General features: G+C 60.1%; 19 protein-coding genes. 16 read left to right on the plus strand and 3 right to left on the minus strand.

Going from position 1 to position 20,771, the window contains the following annotated elements; translation table 11 throughout:
- Positions 1 to 200 precede the first annotated feature (200 nt).
- From K5R88_RS16410 to K5R88_RS16460, 11 genes are all read left to right on the plus strand, one after another.
- On the plus strand, positions 201 to 1,601 hold the full coding sequence (locus K5R88_RS16410; protein ID WP_008033187.1) for a polynucleotide adenylyltransferase PcnB: 1,401 nt from the start codon (positions 201 to 203) through the stop codon (positions 1,599 to 1,601).
- A 2-nt stretch (positions 1,602 to 1,603) separates the two neighbouring features.
- Positions 1,604 to 2,089 (plus strand): 2-amino-4-hydroxy-6-hydroxymethyldihydropteridine diphosphokinase, encoded by a 486-nt coding sequence (gene folK, locus K5R88_RS16415; protein ID WP_226298056.1) that lies wholly within the window; start codon positions 1,604 to 1,606, stop codon positions 2,087 to 2,089.
- A gap of 367 nt (positions 2,090 to 2,456) precedes the next feature.
- On the plus strand, positions 2,457 to 3,257 hold the full coding sequence (panB, locus tag K5R88_RS16420) for a 3-methyl-2-oxobutanoate hydroxymethyltransferase (protein WP_226298057.1): 801 nt from the start codon (positions 2,457 to 2,459) through the stop codon (positions 3,255 to 3,257).
- Positions 3,254 to 4,114: a pantoate--beta-alanine ligase gene (panC, locus tag K5R88_RS16425; RefSeq protein ID WP_226298058.1), complete on the plus strand. Its 861-nt coding sequence runs from the start codon at positions 3,254 to 3,256 to the stop codon at positions 4,112 to 4,114. Before panB ends, panC begins: the two co-directional genes overlap by 4 nt.
- A gap of 196 nt (positions 4,115 to 4,310) precedes the next feature.
- Complete coding sequence (gene panD, locus K5R88_RS16430) at positions 4,311 to 4,691, plus strand: aspartate 1-decarboxylase (protein ID WP_003228271.1); 381 nt, start codon at positions 4,311 to 4,313, stop codon at positions 4,689 to 4,691.
- A gap of 220 nt (positions 4,692 to 4,911) precedes the next feature.
- Positions 4,912 to 6,576, plus strand: coding sequence for a glucose-6-phosphate isomerase (pgi, locus tag K5R88_RS16435; protein ID WP_008033191.1), 1,665 nt, complete (start codon positions 4,912 to 4,914; stop codon positions 6,574 to 6,576).
- A gap of 172 nt (positions 6,577 to 6,748) precedes the next feature.
- Positions 6,749 to 8,686 (plus strand): acetate--CoA ligase, encoded by a 1,938-nt coding sequence (acs, locus tag K5R88_RS16440; RefSeq protein WP_008042826.1) that lies wholly within the window; start codon positions 6,749 to 6,751, stop codon positions 8,684 to 8,686.
- A 180-nt stretch (positions 8,687 to 8,866) separates the two neighbouring features.
- Entirely contained in the window at positions 8,867 to 9,739 is an 873-nt protein-coding gene (locus K5R88_RS16445) for an oxygenase MpaB family protein (protein WP_192227985.1), read from the plus strand.
- 160 nt (positions 9,740 to 9,899) lie between these two features.
- Positions 9,900 to 10,916 carry a class I SAM-dependent rRNA methyltransferase gene (locus tag K5R88_RS16450; RefSeq protein ID WP_008033195.1) on the plus strand — a complete coding sequence of 339 codons (1,017 nt, stop codon included), beginning with the start codon at positions 9,900 to 9,902 and terminating at the stop codon, positions 10,914 to 10,916.
- 93 nt (positions 10,917 to 11,009) lie between these two features.
- Entirely contained in the window at positions 11,010 to 13,958 is a 2,949-nt protein-coding gene (locus K5R88_RS16455; protein ID WP_226298059.1) for a DUF748 domain-containing protein, read from the plus strand.
- On the plus strand, positions 13,958 to 14,254 hold the full coding sequence (locus K5R88_RS16460; RefSeq protein WP_008033199.1) for a DUF2845 domain-containing protein: 297 nt from the start codon (positions 13,958 to 13,960) through the stop codon (positions 14,252 to 14,254). The genes K5R88_RS16455 and K5R88_RS16460 overlap by 1 nt, the downstream gene beginning before the upstream one ends.
- A gap of 294 nt (positions 14,255 to 14,548) precedes the next feature.
- Here K5R88_RS16460 and K5R88_RS16465 read toward each other — a convergent pair whose 3' ends face one another.
- Both K5R88_RS16465 and K5R88_RS16470 read right to left on the minus strand, forming a co-directional pair.
- On the minus strand, positions 14,549 to 14,902 hold the full coding sequence (locus tag K5R88_RS16465; protein ID WP_008042835.1) for a BON domain-containing protein: 354 nt from the start codon (positions 14,900 to 14,902) through the stop codon (positions 14,549 to 14,551).
- A gap of 327 nt (positions 14,903 to 15,229) precedes the next feature.
- Positions 15,230 to 15,646: a pilin gene (locus K5R88_RS16470; protein ID WP_008033203.1), complete on the minus strand. Its 417-nt coding sequence runs from the start codon at positions 15,644 to 15,646 to the stop codon at positions 15,230 to 15,232.
- 225 nt (positions 15,647 to 15,871) lie between these two features.
- On the opposite strand from K5R88_RS16470, the gene pilB reads away from it, so the two are divergent.
- Genes pilB through yacG form a run of 5 tightly spaced genes read left to right on the plus strand, consistent with a single transcriptional unit; the run spans position 15,872 to position 20,483 of the window.
- A complete protein-coding gene (gene pilB, locus K5R88_RS16475) occupies positions 15,872 to 17,572 on the plus strand; it encodes a type IV-A pilus assembly ATPase PilB (RefSeq protein WP_223437600.1) in 1,701 nt (566 codons plus the stop codon).
- A gap of 2 nt (positions 17,573 to 17,574) precedes the next feature.
- Positions 17,575 to 18,792, plus strand: coding sequence for a type II secretion system F family protein (locus tag K5R88_RS16480; protein ID WP_192227988.1), 1,218 nt, complete (start codon positions 17,575 to 17,577; stop codon positions 18,790 to 18,792).
- A 1-nt stretch (position 18,793) separates the two neighbouring features.
- Positions 18,794 to 19,666, plus strand: a complete 873-nt coding sequence (locus K5R88_RS16485) for a prepilin peptidase (RefSeq protein WP_192419974.1) — start codon at positions 18,794 to 18,796, stop codon at positions 19,664 to 19,666.
- A complete protein-coding gene (coaE, locus tag K5R88_RS16490) occupies positions 19,663 to 20,286 on the plus strand; it encodes a dephospho-CoA kinase (protein ID WP_008033209.1) in 624 nt (207 codons plus the stop codon). The genes K5R88_RS16485 and coaE overlap by 4 nt, the downstream gene beginning before the upstream one ends.
- Positions 20,283 to 20,483, plus strand: coding sequence for a DNA gyrase inhibitor YacG (yacG, locus tag K5R88_RS16495; protein ID WP_008033210.1), 201 nt, complete (start codon positions 20,283 to 20,285; stop codon positions 20,481 to 20,483). Before coaE ends, yacG begins: the two co-directional genes overlap by 4 nt.
- A gap of 8 nt (positions 20,484 to 20,491) precedes the next feature.
- On the opposite strand, the gene K5R88_RS16500 is transcribed toward yacG, so the two are convergent.
- A complete protein-coding gene (locus K5R88_RS16500) occupies positions 20,492 to 20,707 on the minus strand; it encodes a hypothetical protein (RefSeq protein WP_008033212.1) in 216 nt (71 codons plus the stop codon).
- Positions 20,708 to 20,771: the final 64 nt, after the last annotated feature.

Below are 20,771 nucleotides of genomic sequence, written 5' to 3' on the forward strand. Positions count from 1 at the left end.
ATAACAAAAATAGAACATGCAACTACTTCTTGGGGAGCTTCGGCTCCCCTTGTAGTTTCTGGCGTTTACGCCCGTGCCAGACACGCCCTTCAAGCGCTTGCGCAGCTTCCTACACCATCCCCCGACTAAATGCTAGAATCCCCGCCCATCATGCGGTCATTCTTCGTTTTGGCCGAACATTCCTTCAAACAGTGCATCCCATGCTGAAGAAGCTGTTCCAGTCATTCCGTTCTCCCAAGCGTCATACGCAACACATCCGCAGCACGCCTGAAGTGCTTAACAGCGGCCAACACTCGCTGCAAAAGGCACAATTCAGCCGTTACGCGGTGAATATCGTCGAACGCCTGCAGAACGCCGGTTACCAGGCTTACCTGGTCGGCGGTTGTGTGCGTGACATGATGCTCGGCATCACACCGAAAGACTTTGACGTCGCCACCAGTGCCACCCCTGAACAGGTGCGCGCCGAATTCCGTAATGCGCGGATCATCGGCCGCCGCTTCAAACTGGTGCACATCCACTTTGGCCGCGAAATCATTGAAGTCGCGACCTTCCGCGCCAATCACCCGCAAAACGATGAAGAGGAAGACAGCAACCAGTCTTCCCGCAACGAGAGCGGGCGCATTCTGCGCGATAACGTCTACGGCACGCTGGAAGAAGACGCGCAACGCCGCGACTTCACCATCAACGCCCTGTATTACGATCCGGTCAGCGAGCGCATCCTCGACTACGCCAACGGCGTACACGACATCCGCAACCACCTGATCCGCCTGATCGGCGATCCGAAACAACGCTACCAGGAAGACCCGGTGCGGATGCTGCGCGCCGTGCGTTTCGCCGCCAAGCTGAATTTCGGCATCGAAAAACACAGCGCCCTGCCGATCCGCGACCTGGCACCGATGCTGCGCGAGATCCCGTCGGCCCGTCTGTTCGAAGAAGTGCTCAAGCTGTTCCTCTCCGGCCACGCCGCGGACACCTTCGAGATGCTGGTCGACCTGCAGCTGTTCGATCCGCTGTTCCCGGCCAGTGCCGAGGCGCTGGAATACAACCCGACGTACACCCACACCCTGATCAGCGAAGCGCTGATCAACACCGACCTGCGCATCAAGCAGAACAAACCGGTGACCCCGGCGTTCCTGTTTGCAGCCCTGTTGTGGCCTGCCCTGCCGGCTCGCGTGCTGCGTTTGCAGGAACGTGGCATGCCGCCGATTCCGGCGATGCAGGAAGCGGCGCACGAGCTGATTGCCGAACAGTGCCAGCGGATCGCGATTCCAAAACGCTTCACCATGCCGATCCGCGAGATCTGGGACATGCAGGAACGCCTGCCGCGCCGCAGCGGCAAACGCGCCGACCTGCTGCTGGACAACCCGCGTTTCCGCGCCGGTTACGACTTCCTGCTGCTGCGCGAAAGCGCTGGCGAACAGACCGATGGCCTGGGCGAATGGTGGACGGATTATCAGGACGCCAACGACAGCGAACGTCGTGACATGATCCGCGACCTCAGTGGCAAGGAAGACGGCACTGGCGCACCACGCAAACGTCGCCGCAGCGGCGGTGCCAAGCGCAAACGTGCAGCCGGCGCACCGAGCACCACGGGCGAGTAAGCATGGAACGCATCTACATCGGCATGGGCAGCAACCTGGCTGACCCCGCCGAACAATTGCGCAGCGCCGTCGAAGCGCTGGCGCGGTTGCCGCAGACCGAACTGGTCGGGGTTTCCGGGTTTTATCAGAGCGACTCGCTGCTGCCTGGCCAACCGCGTTACACCAACGCGGTCGCCGCCCTCGACTGCACGCTTGCCCCGCTGGAGCTGCTCGATGCGCTGCAAACCATCGAGAACGGACAGGGCCGCGAACGTCTTGAGCGCTGGGGGCCACGCACGCTTGATCTCGACATCGTGCTGTTCGGTGATCGGCTGATCGACGAGCCACGCCTCAAAGTGCCCCACTACCATATGCAGGAACGCGCGTTCGTTCTGTATCCGTTGGCCGAATTGGCGCCAGTGGATTTGCGGTTGGCCGATGGCCGCAGTCTGAAAGAACTACTCGCAGCCTGCCCGTTCGTCGGGTTGGAACGCCTCCCCCCGAATTAACGCACATCCCCTGTGGGAGCGAGCCTGCTCGCGATAGCGGTGGATCAGTCGGCATCAATGCTGAATGACACACCGCTATCGCGAGCAGGCTCGCTCCCACAGGGGATTAGTGTTGTGTACAGGATCTGCAGGTGCTGAATCGCATCAGTTACTTCGGTAACACCCCACGCGTAACAATGCGGTAACACACGCAATTGACTTCCCGAGTTCTCCTCACGACTATAGGCGTCCCGCTGCCGCCAACACGGCGTTAAAGGGCGCAATCCAGGCCTTAAAAGCACGACAACAGACCGTGCGCCTGTATTTAACGAAGAATCACGCGCGTTACTCGCAGTAGTTTCCACAGCGCCTGAATGAGGAACTTTTCATGCCAGCCATCACCCTGACCACTCTGCAAGGTCTCAAGCAAAAAGGTGAAAAAATCACCATGCTGACCTGCTATGACGCGACCTTCGCCCACGCCTGCAATGAAGCCGGCGTCGAAGTGCTGCTGGTGGGCGACTCCCTCGGCATGGTTCTGCAAGGTCACGACAGCACCCTGCCGGTGACCACCGCCGAGATGGCTTACCACGTCGCCGCCGTCAAACGCGGTAACACCGACGCGTTTATCCTCGCCGACCTGCCCTTCATGGCCTACGCCACTATCGAACAAACCATGACCAACAGCGCCCAGTTGATGCAGGCCGGTGCACACATGGTCAAGGTCGAAGGTGCGCTGTGGCTGGCGGATTCGATCCGTCTGCTGGCCGAGCGCGGCATCCCGGTGTGCGCGCACATGGGCCTGACGCCGCAATCGGTGAACATTCTGGGCGGTTACAAAGTCCAGGGCCGTGGCGAGAACCAGGCACGGCAGATGCGCGCCGACGCCATCGCCTTGGAACAGGCCGGTGCCGCCATGCTGCTGCTCGAATGCGTGCCGAGTGAACTGGCTCAGGAAATCACCCAGGCAGTGGGGATTCCGGTGATCGGCATCGGCGCCGGCAGCGGTACCGACGGCCAGGTCCTGGTGCTGCACGACATGCTTGGCCTGTCGATCACTGGCCGAGTGCCAAAGTTCGTGAAGAACTTCATGAACGGCCAAACCAGCATTCACGCGGCCCTGAGCGCTTATGTCTCTGAAGTCAAAGCGGCGACTTTCCCTGGTATCGAACACGGATTCTCTGCATGAACACCGTAAAAACCGTACGCGAATTGCGGGCCGCCGTGGCCCGCGCCCGCAGTGAAGGCAAGCGCATCGCCTTCGTACCGACCATGGGCAACCTGCACAGCGGTCATATCGCGCTGATTACCAAGGCCTCCCAGCGGGCGGACTTCGTGGTCGCGAGTATTTTCGTCAACCCGCTGCAATTCGGCGCCGGCGAAGACCTCGACAAGTACCCGCGCACCCTGGCAGCGGATCAGGAACAACTGCTCGAGGCCGGTTGCCACTTGTTGTTCGCACCCGCCGTAGAAGAAATGTACCCCGACGGCATGACCGGCCAGACCCGCGTCAGCGTTCCACAACTGTCCGAAGGCCTGTGCGGCGCCAGCCGTCCGGGGCATTTCGAAGGCGTGGCGACGGTGGTCAGCAAACTGTTCAACATGGTTCAGCCGGACCTGGCGATCTTTGGCCAGAAAGATTTCCAGCAACTGGCCGTGATTCGCGCGCTGGTGCATGACCTGAACATGCCGATCCAGATCATCGGCGAGCCGACGGTCCGTGCGGCCGATGGGCTGGCATTGTCATCGCGCAACGGCTTTCTCAGTGAAGAACAGCGGGCCGTGGCGCCGGTTGTGTATCGCACGCTGACCTCGATTGCTGATGCCATTAAACAGGGTGAGCGCGATTATCCGGCGTTGATCGCCGCACAGACCAAACAGCTTGAAGCTGCGGGTTTGCGTACCGACTACCTGGAAATCCGCCATGCGCTGACCTTGCGCCCGGCGACGGCGGAAGATCGGGACCTGGTGATTCTGGTGGCAGCGTTCCTCGGCACCACGCGGTTGATCGACAACCTGCACCTGAACCTCGACGCCCCCGTCTGAACACCACAACCCCTCTGTAGGAGCGAAGCTTGCTCGCGAAGGCATCGCGTCATTCGACATCTGCATCGACTGACACGGCGCCTTCGCGAGCAAGCTTCGCTCCTACAGGGAGTTGCGTTGCCTCGCCGCTGTATTGCTGCCCACAATCGCTTCGGGCAAACTGCCCGCCGTTCGATTCCGACCTGGGAAAACACTCATGCACGCCATCATGCTCAAGGCCAAGCTGCATCGCGCCGAAGTCACCCACGCAGTACTCGATTACGAAGGTTCTTGCGCCATTGACGGCGAATGGCTGGACTTGTCCGGCATCCGTGAATACGAACAGATCCAGATCTACAACGTCGACAACGGCGAACGCTTCACCACCTACGCCATTCGTGGCGAAGAAGGCTCGCGCATGATCTCGGTCAATGGCGCCGCCGCCCACAAGGCCAAGGTCGGTGACCGTGTGATCATCTGTGCTTACGCTCACTACAGCGAAGCCGAGCTGCTCAACTTCAAGCCGCGCATGCTCTACATGGCACCGGGTAACGAGCTGAGCCACACCAGCAATGCCATTCCGGTTCAGGTCGCCTGACCGAACCTTCTCTTCCGTTTGTCGGACCGTTCCCTGCTTCATGTACAAAAAAGTACCGGGAACGGGTCAGACAAAGTCAAGACAGATCGCAGCGCGAGGTTTACTGTATTCGCCCTGTGCCATGAAATCGTGTCGACGCAGTTGACCGGACGCCCACCCACGGCGCTCCGGGATTTTTAGTGTTCAAAAGGCCGTTCAAGTAAAAAGGAAACCCGCAGCGATGGCGTACTACCGCACTCCTCAAGACGTGACCGCTCTGCCCGCCTGGCAGGCGCTGAATGACCACCGCCAAGCCATGCAGGATTTCAGCATGCGCGAAGCCTTCAATGCCGATCCGCAGCGCTTTACCCAATTCACCCTCAGCAGCTGCGGCCTGTTTCTCGACTACTCGAAGAACCTGATCAACGCCGAGACCCGCAATCTGCTGGTGGGCCTGGCCAATGAAGTTGACCTCAAGGGCGCGATCAAGGCGCTGTTCGAAGGCGAAATCGTCAACTCTTCCGAAGGACGCCCGGCCCTGCACACCGCGCTGCGCCGCCCAGTGGGCGAGAAGCTGTCGGTCAACGGCGTCAACGTGATGCCCGAAGTACACAAGGTCTTGAACAAGATCACCGACCTCGTGGGCCGTATCCACGACGGTCTGTGGCGCGGTTACACCGAGAAGCCGATCACCGACGTGGTGAACATCGGCATCGGTGGCTCGTTCCTCGGCCCGGAGCTGGTATCCGAAGCCCTGCTGTCCTACGCCCAGAAAGGCGTGCGCTGCCATTACCTGGCAAACATCGACGGCACCGAGCTTCATGAACTGACCATGAAGCTGCGCGCCGAGACCACGCTGTTTATCGTTTCGTCGAAGTCCTTCAACACCCTCGAAACCCTGAAAAACGCCCAGGCCGCTCGCGCCTGGTACCTGGCTCAGGGTGGTTCGGAAGCCGAGCTGTATCGTCACTTCATCGCGGTCTCGAGCAACAACGCCGCCGCCGTGGCGTTCGGTATCCGCGAAGAAAACATCTTCCCGATGTGGGATTGGGTCGGCGGCCGTTATTCGCTGTGGTCGGCCATCGGTTTGCCGATTGCCCTGGCCATCGGCATGTCGAACTTCAAGGAACTGCTGTCCGGTGCCTACACCATGGACCAGCATTTCCAGAGCGCGCCATTCGAACAGAACATGCCGGTGCTGCTGGCGTTGCTCGGTGTCTGGTACGGCAACTTCTGGGGCGCGCAGAGCCACGCGATCCTGCCGTACGACCACTACCTGCGCAACATCACCAAACACTTGCAACAGCTGGACATGGAATCCAACGGCAAGAGCGTGCGCCAGGACGGCACACCGGTGTCCACTGATACCGGTCCGGTGATCTGGGGTGGCGTGGGCTGCAACGGTCAGCACGCGTATCACCAGTTGCTGCATCAGGGCACCCAACTGATTCCGGCCGACTTCATTGTGCCGATCGTCAGCTTCAACCCTGTGTCCGATCACCACCAGTGGCTGTACGCCAACTGCTTGTCGCAAAGCCAGGCACTGATGCTCGGCAAGACCCGCGCCGAGGCCGAATCCGAGCTGCGTGACAAAGGCATGGCCGAAGCCGACGTGCAGAAACTCGCGCCGCACAAGGTGATCCCGGGCAACCGTCCGAGCAACACCCTGGTGGTCGAACGCATCAGCCCGCGCCGTCTCGGCGCACTGGTGGCGATGTACGAACACAAAGTCTTCGTGCAAAGCGTGATCTGGGGCATCAACGCCTTCGACCAGTGGGGCGTGGAGCTGGGCAAAGAGCTGGGCAAAGGCGTCTACAACCGTCTGGTCGGCAGCGAAGAAACCCCGGCTGACGATGCTTCCACCCAAGGGCTGATCAACTATTTCCGCGGTCGTCACCGCGGTTAATCTGACGCCACTCCTACAGACGGTACTAACCTTGTAGGAGCCGGCTTGCTGGCGATAGCGGTGTGTCATTCAACATTTTTGTCGACTGATACGCCGCTATCGCCAGCAAGCCGGCTCCTACGAGGGTCGCGTAGCTCCCCTCTTGTCGCAAAAACAAGAAGAAGGAACCGTCATGTTCGATATCAGCACGTTCCCCAAAGCCGATGCCGTCCGCCGGGCCGCACACCTCAGTCAAGACGACTACAAGCGCCTGTATCGTCAATCCATCGAGCACCCCAGTGAATTCTGGGCTGAACAGGCCACACGCTTCCTCGACTGGAGCACACCGTGGAAAACCGTCCAGCGCTATGACCTGAAAACCGGCGAAGCCAGCTGGTTTGCCGGCGGAAAATTAAACGTCAGCTACAACTGCATCGACCGCCACCTGGAAAAACGCGGCGATCAGATCGCAATCCTCTGGGAAGGCGATGACCCCGCCGAATCGGCCCAGATCACTTACAAAAAACTGCATCACAACGTCTGCCGCCTGGCCAATGTGCTCAAAAACCGTGGCGTGAAGAAAGGCGACCGCGTGTGCATTTACATGCCGATGATCCCCGAAGCCGCCTACGCCATGCTCGCCTGCACGCGAATCGGTGCGGTGCATTCGGTGGTGTTTGGTGGTTTCTCCCCGGACTCTGTGCGCGACCGCATTCTCGATGCCGACTGCCGCACCGTGATCACCGCCGATGAAGGCGTGCGCGGCGGCAAATTCGTACAGCTCAAGCAGAAAGTCGACCAGGCGCTGAAAAGTTGCCCGAACGTCAGCACCGTGATCGTGGTCGAGCGCACCCAGGGCGATGTCGACTGGGTCGAAGGCCGCGACCTCTGGTATCACCAGGCCCTGCGCGACGTCGATGACAATTGCCCGCCGGAACCCATGGACGCCGAAGATCCGCTGTTCATCCTCTACACCTCCGGCAGCACCGGCAAACCCAAAGGCGTGTTGCACACCACCGGCGGCTACCTGTTGCAAGCGGCGATGACCTTCAAATACGTGCTCGACTACCGCGACAACGAAGTCTTCTGGTGCACCGCCGATGTCGGCTGGGTCACCGGCCACAGCTACATCGTCTACGGCCCGCTGGCCAACGGCGCGACCACGCTGATCTTCGAAGGCGTGCCGAGCTACCCGAGCAGCTCGCGCTTCTGGCAGGTGATCGACAAGCACCACGTGAACATCTTCTACACCGCCCCCACCGCCCTGCGCTCGCTGATGCGCGAAGGCCCCGAACCGCTGAAGGAAACGTCCCGCGCGAGCCTCAGATTACTCGGCAGCGTCGGTGAGCCGATCAACCCGGAAGCGTGGGATTGGTATTTCAACGTCGTCGGCGAACAGCGTTGCCCGATCGTTGACACCTGGTGGCAGACCGAAACCGGCGGCATCATGCTCAGCCCGCTGGTGAGCGCGCAGCGGATCAAACCCGGCTGCGCCACGCAACCGATGTTCGGTGTGCAGCCGGTGTTGCTCGACGAAGTGGGCAAGGAAATCAAAGGCGCCGGCAGCGGCGTGCTGGCGATCAAATCCAGCTGGCCGGCGCAGATCCGCAGTGTCTACGGCGATCCGCAACGGATGGTCGATACCTATTTCAAACCGTATCCCGGCTACTATTTCACCGGCGACGGCGCGCGGCGCGACGAGGACGGCGACTACTGGATCACCGGGCGCATTGACGACGTGATCAACGTTTCCGGCCACCGCATCGGCACCGCCGAAGTGGAAAGCGCGCTGGTGCTGCACGACAGCATCGCCGAAGCGGCGGTGGTCGGTTACCCTCACGACGTCAAAGGCCAGGGCATCTATGCCTTTGTCACGCCCATGAACGGCACCGATCCCACCGACGAACTGAAGAAGGAACTGCTGGCCCACGTCAGCAAGGAAATCGGCAGTTTTGCCAAACCGGACCTGATCCAGTGGGCCCCGGCCTTGCCGAAAACCCGTTCGGGCAAGATCATGCGACGGATTCTGCGCAAGATCGCCTGTAATGAGCTGGACAGCCTGGGCGACACCTCGACGTTGGCCGACCCGAGCGTGGTTCAGGATCTGGTGGATAAACGCCTGAACCAATAACGTGTGCACGCCTTGCCCTTGTAGGAGCCGGCTTGCTGCGGGCGGCGTTCCGACGATTGCGGCGTATCAATCGACAAAAATGTTGAATGACACACCGCTATCGTCGGAACGCCGCCCGCAGCAAGCCGGCTCCTACAGGGGAAGATTGGCGCTCCCCCTTTTTTTCAGCAATGAGTCGCCATGGAATTCATCCGCAGCCGCATCGAAACACAGGTCATGAGCCTCACCGGCCTGTCCCTCGGCAAGCTCGACCTGGAAAACCCCAAGGGTGATCCCGGCCTGTTCGGCCCTGATTCGGTCAGTTGGCAAGTCCACGGCGACTTCAGCAGCATGCTCATCGGCGGCATCAGCGCGTTGATGCTGCAAGCCCTGCACCCCTTGGCGCTGGCCGGGGTCTGGGACCATTCGAATTTTCGCGAGGACATGCTCGGTCGCCTGCGCCGCACCGGGCAATTCATTTCCGGCACCACCTTCGGCTCGCGTAAAGATGCCGACTGGCTGATCGAGAAAGTCCGCACCATCCACCTGCAAGTGACCGGCACCGCGCCGGATGGCCGGCCTTATGCCGCCAGTGATCCCGACTTGTTGACCTGGGTGCACGTGGCCGAAGTCAGCAACTTCCTCGCGGCGCATTTGCGTTATCGCAACCCACACCTTTCGCTGGCCGATCAGGACCGTTACTACGATGAAATCGCCTTGGTCGCCGAACGCCTGGGCGCGCGGGACGTACCGCGTTCGCGACAGGAAACGGCCGAATACCTTGAGCGCATTCGTCCGCAATTGCTGTGCGACGAGCGCAGTCGCGAGGTGTTGCGACTGTTGTTGAACGCCCCCTCCCCGAGCCGTCTGGCCAAGCCGTTCGGTGGGTTGATGATGCAGGCAGGCATTGATCTGCTGCCGGATTGGGCCAGCGACATGCTCGGCGTGCGCCAGAGCTCGCTGCAACGCAAACTCATCCGCGCCAGCGTCAACCGCAGCGCACCGATGCTGCGCTGGGCCGTGCGTAACGGCTCGGTGCATAGGGCCAAGCGACGGATGGGACTACCAACCTAATACCCTTGTAGGAGCGAGGCTTGCCCGCGAAGAACGATAACGCAGTGTATCCGCCAGACCGTGCGGCATTCTTCGCGGGCAAGCCTCGCTCCTACAAGTCCTCTCGTGCGCAAGCTGTTAAACTCCCGCGCAAAATTCCCTCCCCTGCAAGGCGCCCAGCATGTCTTCCTTGAATCAGGCGCTGTGCGCCGCCCTCGAACATCGCCAGGACCTGCTTGCCGAACTGCATCAGCAAGGCACCGATTGCTATCGCCTGTTCCACGGCAGCCAGGAAGGCGCCGGCGGCCTGACCATCGACCGCTACGGCCCGCAGCTGTTGGTGCAGAGCTTTCATCAGGCGCTGGAGCGCGACGCCCTGCTGCAAGTGCATGAAACGATCAACCAACATCTGGGCCTCGATACCCTGCTGGTCTACAACGACCGCTCCCGGGGCAACTCGCGCATCGACCGTGAAGACACGGTCTACCGCGCCGACGAAGCCGCCCTGCAAGACTTGGTCGGTCACGAATGGGGCCTGAATTACCGGGTTCGCGGCCGCCACGCCGGCCAGGATCCGCTGCTGTTTCTCGACCTGCGCAACACCCGTGGCTGGGTCAAGGATCACAGCAAGAACAAAAGCGTGCTGAACCTGTTTGCCTACACCTGCGGCGTCGGCCTGAGCGCTGCGGCCGGTGGCGCGAGCGAGGTGTGCAACCTGGACTTCGCCGAGGGCAACCTGGCGGTCGGCCGCGAAAACGGTCTGCTCAATCCACAGTTGCCGACCATGCAATTCATCCAGTCCGATTATTTCCCGGCCATTCGCCAACTCGCCGGCCTGCCCATCAGCCAGCGTCGCGGGCAGAAACTGCCGAGCTATCAACGCCTGGAACAACGTCAATACGATCTGGTTTTGCTGGACCCTCCGGCCTGGGCCAAGAGCGCTTTCGGCACCGTCGACCTGCTGCGCGACTACCAGAGCCTGCTCAAGCCCGCGCTGCTGACCACCGCCGACAACGGCGTGCTGATCTGCTGCAACAACCTGGCAAAAGTCAGCATGGACGACTGGCGCGAACAGGTTTTGCGCTGCGCCGAGAAGGCCGGCCGCCCGGTGCGCGAATGGACGGTGATGAAACCGGGCGCCGATTTCCCGTCCATGGATCAACAGCCGCCGCTGAAAACACTGATCCTGCAGCTCTGAATCACGTGAGATAAATCTGAAAAATCCTGGGCTGAGCGATTACTTCGGAACCGGATTGGCGTGCCATACTCCAAGGCACTCCGATTCAGACAGATGAAGCCGCACATGCCCAAAGGATTGATCCGCGCTATCGGCGCCTTGTTGACTGCTCTGGCCCTCTACAGCCTGCTGGGGTTTCTGATTTTACCGGGCATCGCATTGCGGGTGGCCAACCAGCAACTGGCCAACTACGCAACGACGCCCGCCACTATTCAGCGAATCGAACTCAACCCGTTCAGCCTGGAAGTCACCCTGTGGGGCCTGATCATCGGCGAACCGGGTAAGGAACAGGTCGGTTTCGAACGGCTTTACGCCAACCTGCAGATCGACAGCCTCTGGACCAAGGCGCTGCACCTGTCCGATATCGAACTGGACAAGCCGAAGACCGAGATCCTTTTCGGCAAGGACGGCAAACTCAACTTGCTTGGCCTGTTCAAACTGCCGGCGAGCGAGCCGACGCCGGCCGACCCGGACGCCAAACCGTTTCCGCTGCGCGTAGAGCGGATCAAACTGGCCGGTGGTGCCGTGCATTTCAAGGATGACCGTCCCAGCGAAGCCATCGAGTTCCTCTACGACAAACTCGATTTCGAGCTGAACAACCTCAGCACTCTGCCCGATGACAATGCCGACATGACCCTTGTGGCCATTGGCCCGAACGGTGGGCAGATCGACTGGACCGGTAACTTCAGCCTCATCCCGATCGCCTCCGAAGGTAAGCTGAAAATCACCGACGGGCAGATGAAAACCTTTTGGCCCTATGTGCGTGACGCGCTGCCGCTGGTGCTGGAAAACGGCGTGCTGAACCTGAGCACCGACTACAAACTCAACCTGTCCAAGGAAACCGAGCTGCTGCTGAACAACGTCGCAGTGAGCGTGGCGCCCTTCGCCATCAAGGCTCCGGACGGTCGGCCACTGGCGAAACTCGAACGCCTGGACGTAACTGAAACCACGGTCGACCTGGCCAAGCAGCAAGTTGTCGTCGGCAAGATCCGCAGCAACAAACTGGAAACCTGGGCGGCACTGGAAGCCGACGGGCAACTCGACTGGCAGAAGCTGTTCGCCAGCCAACCGTCCAAGGCCGCCGCCAAGGCCAAAGCCGAGCCGGCCAGCACGCCAGCGGCCGCCGACTCGCCAAAGCCAGAACCGACGCCGCCGAGCAAACCTTGGCAAGTGCTGTTGAAAGATGTGCAGTTGCGCAATTACCAGGTGCACCTGGCTGACCGCAAAGCGCAACCCGCCGTGACGCTGGATTTGAACCCGCTGAACCTGGACCTGCAAAATTTCGACAGCCTCAATGGCTCGCCTTTTACCCTCAAGCTCGACACCGGGGTGGGCAAGCAAGGCAAGATCACCGCCGAGGGCGAGGTCAATCTCGCTCCCGTCAGCGCTAAATTGAACGTGCAGACCAAGGACATCGACCTGCGGGTCGCCCAGTCCTACATCAATCCGTTCATTCGCCTTGAACTGCGCAGCGGCATGCTCGGCAGCGATCTGGCGGTCAACCTGAAAAGCACCGAGCCGTTGGCGTTCAGCGTCACAGGACGGGCGCAGATCGATCAGCTGCACACCCTCGACACCCTGAAAACCCGCGACTTTCTCAAGTGGCAGCAGGTGGTGGTCGAAGGCCTGAATTATCAGCACGGCGACAGCCTGTCGATCGACAAGGTCAACCTGTTCCAGCCCTACGTGCGTTTCATGATCAACGATGACCGCACCACCAACATCGATGACCTGCTGATCCCGCAACCGCCCGATTCCGGCGCAAAAACCGCTGCGGCCAAACCCGTCAGCAAGGACAAACCGCTGGGCATTCACATCGGTGGCATTGCCATCAATGACGGTTCCGCCAACTTCGCCGACTTCAGCCTGACCCCGAACTTCGCCACCGCCGTGCAACAGCTCAACGGCCAGATCGGCACCATCGACAGCCGTCAGGCGAAACCGGCGACCGTCGACATCAAGGGCAAGGTCGATCGTTACGCGCCGGTGACCATCAAAGGTTCGGTCAACCCGTTCGACCCGATGGCCAGCCTCGACATCGCCACCAGTTTCAAACGGGTGGAACTGACCACGCTGACGCCCTACTCCGGCAAGTTCGCCGGCTACCGTATCCGCAAGGGCCGACTCAATCTCGACCTGCATTACCTGATTACCAAAGGCCAGCTCAAGGCTGAAAACAAAGTGGTGGTCGAGCAATTGCAACTGGGTGAAAAGGTCGACAGCCCCGACGCCGTAAGCCTGCCGCTGAAACTGGCGATTGCCCTGCTCAAGGACGTCGACGGCAAGATTTCCATCGAGCTGCCGGTGAGCGGCGACCTCAACAATCCGCAGTTCAGCGTCATGCCGATTGTCTGGCAGACCCTGCGCAACCTGATCGTCAAAGCTGCTGCCGCACCGTTCAAAATGATTGGCGGGCTGGTCAGTGGTGGTTCGGAAGACCTCGGCACGGTGTCGTTCGCGCCGGGCTCGAGCGATCTGAGCAAGGACGCCGAGGGTTCGCTGGTCAAACTGTCCAATGCGCTCAAGGAACGCCCGGCCCTGCGCCTGGAGATCGAAGGCACCGCTGCCGCCAGCAGCGATGGCCCGCTGATCGCCGAGCAACGCCTGGAACGGGAATACCAGTACAACTACTACAAAATGCTCCAGCGTCGCGGCGACAAGGTGCCGGCGCAGGCCTCGTTGCTGCAAGTACCGGACGGCGAGAAAGGCCCGCTGCTGGAAGGCATCTACCGCACCCGCCTGAAAACCCAGCCACCCGCCGAATGGAAGGACTTGGGCAAGGAAGAACGCACCGCCAAAATGCGCGCAGACGTGATCAAGTTCTGGAGCACCAGCGACGTGCTCTTGCGTCAGCTGGGCCAGGATCGCGCCAGCAGCATCAAGGATTATCTGGTCGACAAGGGGCAGTTGGCCGATGACCGCGTGTACTTCATCGATGCCAGCCTCGGCGAAGCCGAAAGTGACGGTCGTGTGGTAACGCCGTTGCACCTGGATGCCGAGTGATGATCAGTCGGTTGCTGATCAGCCTGACACTGGCAATGGCGGCCAGTCAGGCCTCAGCCGCCGATACCCTGCGCTGCGGCAGTCAGTTGGTCAGCGTCGGCGACCGGTCCAGCGAAGTCCTGCAGAAGTGCGGTGAGCCGGTCAGTCGAGACCTGTTGGGCTACAAGCGCAGCGCCAACCGTCGGGAAGAATTCCAGGTCGAGGAATGGACCTACGGGCCCAACGGCGGGATGTATCAATACCTGCGGTTTGAAGGCAATCGCTTGAAGCAGATCACCAGCAAACGCGGAAACTGACACACAGACCCTTTGTAGGAGCCGGCTTGCTGCGGGCGGCGTTCCGACGATTGCGGTGTTTCAGTCGACGAAACTGTTTACTGACACACCGCAATCGTCGGAACGCCGCCCGCAGCAAGCCGGCTCCCACATTTTGGTTTTGCGTAGCCCGGAATAGAACAGGCCCCGGACACGAATGTCAGGGGCCTGTAATGGCCACTTCCTTGTGGCCGTCGCATGAACTCTCAAGTTGCGGCAGACGCATGACTCGGCTCGTCTACCGCGTCTTCTCCCGTTCAGGCGAGAAGTCTTGCCTTACTCGGCTTTCAGGCCGTCAGCGGAGACCGCCTGGACGCCTTTGATTTTCTTGGCGATGGCCACGGCGGTGGCTTTCTGAGCGTCAGTCACCGCGACGGTGGACGACAGGGATACAACACCTTTGTTGGTTTCGACTTTGATATCGGTACCAGGAATGCCTTTTTCGGTCACCAGGTCAGCTTTGACTTTGGTGGTGATCCAGGTATCGGAAGTGGCTTCTTTAGCCTTGGTCACTTCACCGGCAGCCAGCACCATTGGGGCTTGGGTAGCCTGGGTTTGAGCGAATGCAACGTTGGCCATGGTCAGGGTCAGCGCGGTAGCAGTAGCGGCAGCGATAGCGAACTTCTTCATACGAGTAACTCCTGTTTTTTCATAAAGTCTGCTGCGTGTCTTGTCAGCAGGGTTACTGGGTATAGTGCGAACGCTGTGCCAACTTTGAAACAGTTACTAACCCCTTATAAATCAACAACTTAAAAAATCGACTGATTTTCGGAATCATGCAAATTGCATGACTTCGACATTCTCTACATGCAAGTTGCAGGTTTTAACGTGGGCCTAAGGCCATGAATTTGTGAGGTTTTCCAAATCTCACCAAGAAACGCAGCGAACCTGGAGTTTCCCCCCCAAAAAATGCCCCATCCGACGATGGGGCATTCTTCTATCTAGCCGTTTTCAGCATTAAGTTGCCGAGGCTGTGCAACCAGGCGGTGCGTAATCGGCAGTCACGCCGGTCGCGCATGACCAGCCTGCAGTGGCGCTGCGAGTCAGCGTGATGGTTTTACCTGCCACAGGGGCCGGTGCTTTCTGCAGGGTGCAGACAATGGTGCCAGCGCCTGAGGCAACCGTGCCGGTGACAGCAATTGCACAGTTCTGCGTTGTCGTGCCGGCGCCCGTCAGTGTGGTGGGTTCTGCAGTGCCGGCATTCATCAGGTCTTCAAACGAAACCTTCAATGCTGAAATCTCCGCCAACCCCGCCGTCACTTTCGCCCGGGCCTGATACTTCGAGTAAGCCGGCAACGCAAACGTCGCCAGAATCCCGATGATCGCCACCACGATCAACAATTCAATAAGCGTAAAACCTTTCTGAGCACTCATAGACAAGCTCCATGCATGAGTCGAAATCTCATGATCTGAACCAGTCTCAGCACAGCCCATGCCAAGCCCGTTACCCCCTGTTAGCGGGGCGCGAGAACGACGCAAGGCCTTGTCCTGCCCTCAGGATCCGCACTATCTGACACTTTTTGTCACCAGAGCAGCGCTGGTTTGGCGTCACCGGTTGACTAGGCTATAAGTCATGAACTGTCTGTGTCCGGTATCCCCATGAATGACATCGCCCTTAGCGGTCTGGCCAAGCAATTGGTGCTTGCCGAGCTGCTCACCGACCAAAGCGCGCAACAGGCGTATCAGCAAGCCCAACGTCATAAAATCTCCCTGGTCAGTTATCTGGTGCAGAACAAACTGGTGAAAAGCCGCCAGGTCGCCGAGATCGCCTCGGAGCATTTCGGCATGGCACTGCTCGACCTCAACTGCCTGGACAAGGAAACCCAACCCAAGGGCCTGGTCAGCGAAAAACTGGTTCGCCAGCACCACGCCCTGCCCCTCTGGCGGCGTGGCAACAAGTTGTTCGTGGGGGTTTCCGACCCCACCAATCACCAGGCCATCAACGACATCCAGTTCAGCACCGGGCTGAACACCGAAGCCATCCTGGTGGAGGACGACAAGCTCAGCGATGCCATCGAGAAGTTCTTCGACAGCCATGCCAGCGGACTGGAAGACATGGCCGACGTCGACCTCGATGGCATGGACATCGAGTCGATCGATGACCACCAACAGGACGCCATCGCCGGACAGGATGCCGACGACGCGCCGGTGGTGCGCTTCGTTCACAAGATGCTGCTGGACGCGATCAGGAGTGGCTCTTCCGACCTGCATTTCGAGCCCTACGAAAAAACCTACCGCGTGCGGATGCGCACCGACGGCATGCTGCGTGAAGTCGCCAAGCCGCCGATTCAACTGGCCAACCGCATCGCCGCCCGCCTGAAAGTCATGGCCAGCCTCGACATCTCCGAGCGACGCAAACCCCAGGACGGGCGGATCAAGATGCGCCTGTCGAAGAGCAAATCCATCGACTTCCGGGTCAACACCCTGCCGACCCTGTGGGGCGAGAAAGTGGTGATCCGGATCCTCGACCCATCCAGCGCGCAAATGGGCATCGACGCCCTCGGCTACGAGCCGGACCAGAAAGACCTCTACATGGCCGCGCTGAAGCAGCCGCAAGGGATGATTCTGGTGACCGGCCCCACGGGGTCGGGCAAGACCGTGTCGCTCTACACCGGGCTGAACATACTCAACACCGTGGACATCAACATCTCCACCGCCGAAGACCCGGTCGAGATCAACATGGAAGGCATCAACCAGGTCAACGTCAACGCCAAGCAGGGACTGGGTTTTGCCCAGGCGCTGCGCTCCTTCTTGCGGCAGGACCCGGACGTGATCATGGTCGGCGAGATCCGCGACCTGGAAACCGCCGAAATTGCCATCAAGGCCGCCCAGACCGGGCATCTGGTGCTGTCGACCCTGCACACCAACAGCGCCGCGGAAACCCTGACCCGCCTGCACAACATGGGCATTCAGGGGTTCAACATCGCGACGTCCGTCAGCCTGATCATCGCCCAGCGCCTGGCGCGCAAACTGTGCAGCCAGTGCAAGAAGCCCATCGATATTCCCCGCGAGGCATTGATCAAGGAAGGCTTCCCAGAGGAACGGATTGGCACATTCACGATCTATGAGCCGGTCGGTTGCGATCAGTGCAACGGCGGCTACAAGGGGCGCGTGGGGATTTATGAAGTGGTGAAGAACACAGCAGGCCTGCAACGGCTGATCATGGCCGAAGGCAATTCGCTGGAAATCGATATCCAGATGCGCAAGGACGGCTTCAACGACCTGCGTACTTCCGGGCTGATCAAGGCCATGCAAGGCATCACCAGCCTTGAAGAAATCAACCGGGTCACCAAGGACTGAACATGGCGGTCAAAGCAGCAAAAATCAGTGTGTACGCCTGGGAAGGCACCGACAAAAAAGGTACGAAAATAACCGGCGAACTCAGCGCTCAGAACCCGGCGCTGATCAAGGCGCAACTGCGCAAGCAAGGCATCAACCCCGGCAAGGTGCGCAAGAAATCCGCCTCGTTTTTCAGCCTCGGCCAACGCATCAAGGCGAATGACATTGCCCTGTTCACCCGGCAGATGGCGACCATGATGAAAGCCGGCGTACCGCTGTTGCAATCGTTCGACATCATCGGCGAAGGCTTCGAAAACCCGGCCATGCGCAAACTGGTGGACGAGGTGAAACAGGAAGTCGCGGCGGGTAACAGCTTCGCGGCAGCCCTGCGCAAAAAGCCGCAGTATTTTGATGAGCTCTACTGCAATCTGGTGGATGCCGGCGAACAGGCCGGCGCGCTGGACACCCTGTTGGAGCGGGTCGCGACCTACAAGGAAAAGAGCGAAAGCCTCAAGGCCAAGATCAAGAAAGCCATGACTTATCCGCTGGCGGTGGTGTTCGTCGCGATCATCGTCACCGGGATTCTGCTGGTCAAGGTGGTGCCGCAGTTCGAGTCGGTGTTCAAAGGTTTTGGTGCGCAACTGCCGGCGTTCACGGTGATGGTCATCGGTCTGTCGCAGTTCATGCAGGATTGGTGGTGGCTGATGCTTGGCGTGCTGATCGCGGCGATATTCGGTGTGCGCCACGCCTTCAAGACATCGCAAGGCTTTCGGGACCGGACAGACACCTGGCTGCTGAAACTGCCGTTGATTGGCGCATTGATGTACAAGTCCGCCGTGGCCCGTTACGCCCGTACGCTGTCGACCACTTTCGCCGCGGGTGTACCGCTGGTCGAGGCGCTGGAGTCAGTGGCGGGCGCGACCGGCAACATCGTGTTCAAGCGGGCGGTGCTGCGTATCAAGCAGGACGTTTCGACGGGGATGCAGCTGAATTTCTCCATGCGCACCGCCGGCGTCTTTCCGAACATGGCGATCCAGATGACGGCCATTGGCGAAGAGTCGGGCGCACTGGACGACATGCTCGACAAGGTCGCCAGTTTCTATGAGGCGGAAGTCGACAATATGGTCGACAATCTCACCAGCCTGATGGAGCCATTCATCATGGTGGTGCTGGGTGTTATCGTCGGCGGCCTGGTGGTTGCGATGTACCTGCCCATTTTCCAACTCGGCAATGCGATCTGACATGCCTTTGAACGAAATCCTGACCGTGTACCCGCTGGCGTTTGTCGTCATTGCACTGCTGGTCGGCTTGCTGGTCGGCAGCTTCCTCAATGTGGTGATCTGGCGCCTGCCGAAAATGCTCGAGCGTGAGTGGCAATTGCAGGCCCGGGACATTCTCGGTTTGCCTGGCGAAACACCGCCTGCGACCTACAACCTGATGCTGCCCCACTCCGAGTGCCCGCATTGTGGGCACCGAATTCGCGCCTGGGAAAACATCCCGCTGCTAAGTTATGTGTTTTTACGTGGACGATGCTCAAGCTGCGCAGCGCCCATCAGCAAACGCTACCCCTTGACCGAACTGGCCTGCGGCCTGCTGTCGGCGTTCATTGCCTGGCATTTCGGTTTCGGCTGGCAAGCCGGGATGGTGCTGGTCCTGAGCTGGGGCCTGTTGGCCATGAGCCTGATCGACGCCGAGCATCAACTGTTGCCGGATGTGCTGGTGCTACCGCTGATGTGGCTGGGACTGGTCGTCAACAGCTTCGGATTGTTCGTGCCGTTGCACGAGGCGCTGTGGGGCGCAATTGCGGGCTACATGGCGCTGTGGTCGGTGTTCTGGCTGTTCAAGCTGATCACCGGCAAGGAAGGCATCGGCCACGGCGATTTCAAGCTGTTGGCCATGCTGGGCGCCTGGGGCGGCTGGCAGATTTTGCCGCTGACCATTCTGTTGTCGTCCCTGGTGGGCGCGATTATCGGCATGATTTTGCTGAGCCTGCGCAATGCGAAAACCTCGACCCCGATCCCCTTCGGTCCCTATCTGGCGATTGCCGGCTGGATTGCATTGCTCTGGGGTGGTCAAATAACCGGCTTCTATTGGCAGTTTGTCGGTTTGAAATGAATACCCCTGTGGATAAACCCTGGATTCTCGGCCTGACCGGCGGCATCGGCAGCGGCAAAAGCGCGGCCGCCCAGCACTTCATCGACCTGGGCGTGCACGTGGTCGATGCCGATCATGCGGCGCGCTGGGTGGTGGAGCCGGGTCGCCCGGCGCTGGCACAGATCGCCGAACATTTTGGCCCCGGCGTGTTGCAAGCCGACGGGCAACTGGATCGCGCAGCGTTGCGCAAACTGATCTTCGAGGTGCCTGAGCAACGCCTCTGGCTCGAGGCGCTTTTGCATCCGCTGATCGCCAGGGAAATCGCCGATCACCTGGGCAAGGCACAATCGCCTTACGCGATTCTGGTTTCGCCGTTGCTGATCGAGTCCGGGCAGTACGCCATGACCCAGCGAGTGCTGGTGATCGATGCGCCCGAACAACTACAGATCGAACGCACCCTGCAGCGTGACCAGACCAGCGAACAACAGGTCCAGGCGATCCTCAAGGCGCAATCCAGTCGCCAGGATCGCGTGAGCCATGCCGACGATGTGGTGGTCAACGACCGCGACCTCGCCTGGCTGCACAGCGAGGTCGAACGCCTGCATCACTTTTACCTTACATTGCGTGGAGGCCAGTCATGAGCCAGATCCCAACCGTCGAATGCCCAACCTGCGGCGCCCCTGTGGAATGGACCCCGGAAAGCACATTCCGGCCGTTCTGTTCGGACCGCTGCAAACTGATCGACCTGGGTGCGTGGGCATCGGAAGAGCACAAGATTCCAGTGGCACCCGATGCCGAGGACGAGTTGTTCAGTGGTGATTTCGACCCGCGTCACTAAGTGACGGTTCAGGGCCGCATGAAGCCGTAGTCCTGACCGTCATCGAGGTTCTCGGCGAGAAACTGCAACTCATCGGCCAGATCCTCGACACTGCGCACGGCCTTGCTCTGCTGCACCACCGCGCTGAGCAGGGCGCGCAGGCTCAACCCCGGATCAAACCCGACTTCCTGCGCTGCATCCAGACTGTGGCGCAACTCCTGCCTTGCCCATTCGTAGACACTCATTTTCGATGCTCCTGAAGGTTTTTCGGAGCATGGATTCGTCGACGTTTTTTGGATTTGATGTGGA

This window comes from Pseudomonas sp. MM213, from assembly GCF_020423045.1.
In the GTDB taxonomy this organism is placed as follows: Bacteria; Pseudomonadota; Gammaproteobacteria; order Pseudomonadales; family Pseudomonadaceae; genus Aquipseudomonas; species Aquipseudomonas migulae.

Coding starts and splice junctions, on each gene's coding strand:
- K5R88_RS16410 (WP_008033187.1), top strand. CDS start 201: ATGCTGAAGAAGCTGTTCCAGTCATTCCGTTCTCCCAAGCGTCATACG.
- folK (WP_226298056.1), top strand. CDS start 1,604: ATGGAACGCATCTACATCGGCATGGGCAGCAACCTGGCTGACCCCGCC.
- panB (WP_226298057.1), top strand. CDS start 2,457: ATGCCAGCCATCACCCTGACCACTCTGCAAGGTCTCAAGCAAAAAGGT.
- panC (WP_226298058.1), top strand. CDS start 3,254: ATGAACACCGTAAAAACCGTACGCGAATTGCGGGCCGCCGTGGCCCGC.
- panD (WP_003228271.1), top strand. CDS start 4,311: ATGCACGCCATCATGCTCAAGGCCAAGCTGCATCGCGCCGAAGTCACC.
- pgi (WP_008033191.1), top strand. CDS start 4,912: ATGGCGTACTACCGCACTCCTCAAGACGTGACCGCTCTGCCCGCCTGG.
- acs (WP_008042826.1), top strand. CDS start 6,749: ATGTTCGATATCAGCACGTTCCCCAAAGCCGATGCCGTCCGCCGGGCC.
- K5R88_RS16445 (WP_192227985.1), top strand. CDS start 8,867: ATGGAATTCATCCGCAGCCGCATCGAAACACAGGTCATGAGCCTCACC.
- K5R88_RS16450 (WP_008033195.1), top strand. CDS start 9,900: ATGTCTTCCTTGAATCAGGCGCTGTGCGCCGCCCTCGAACATCGCCAG.
- K5R88_RS16455 (WP_226298059.1), top strand. CDS start 11,010: ATGAAGCCGCACATGCCCAAAGGATTGATCCGCGCTATCGGCGCCTTG.
- K5R88_RS16460 (WP_008033199.1), top strand. CDS start 13,958: ATGATCAGTCGGTTGCTGATCAGCCTGACACTGGCAATGGCGGCCAGT.
- K5R88_RS16465 (WP_008042835.1), bottom strand. CDS start 14,902: ATGAAGAAGTTCGCTATCGCTGCCGCTACTGCTACCGCGCTGACCCTG.
- K5R88_RS16470 (WP_008033203.1), bottom strand. CDS start 15,646: ATGAGTGCTCAGAAAGGTTTTACGCTTATTGAATTGTTGATCGTGGTG.
- pilB (WP_223437600.1), top strand. CDS start 15,872: ATGAATGACATCGCCCTTAGCGGTCTGGCCAAGCAATTGGTGCTTGCC.
- K5R88_RS16480 (WP_192227988.1), top strand. CDS start 17,575: ATGGCGGTCAAAGCAGCAAAAATCAGTGTGTACGCCTGGGAAGGCACC.
- K5R88_RS16485 (WP_192419974.1), top strand. CDS start 18,794: ATGCCTTTGAACGAAATCCTGACCGTGTACCCGCTGGCGTTTGTCGTC.
- coaE (WP_008033209.1), top strand. CDS start 19,663: ATGAATACCCCTGTGGATAAACCCTGGATTCTCGGCCTGACCGGCGGC.
- yacG (WP_008033210.1), top strand. CDS start 20,283: ATGAGCCAGATCCCAACCGTCGAATGCCCAACCTGCGGCGCCCCTGTG.
- K5R88_RS16500 (WP_008033212.1), bottom strand. CDS start 20,707: ATGAGTGTCTACGAATGGGCAAGGCAGGAGTTGCGCCACAGTCTGGAT.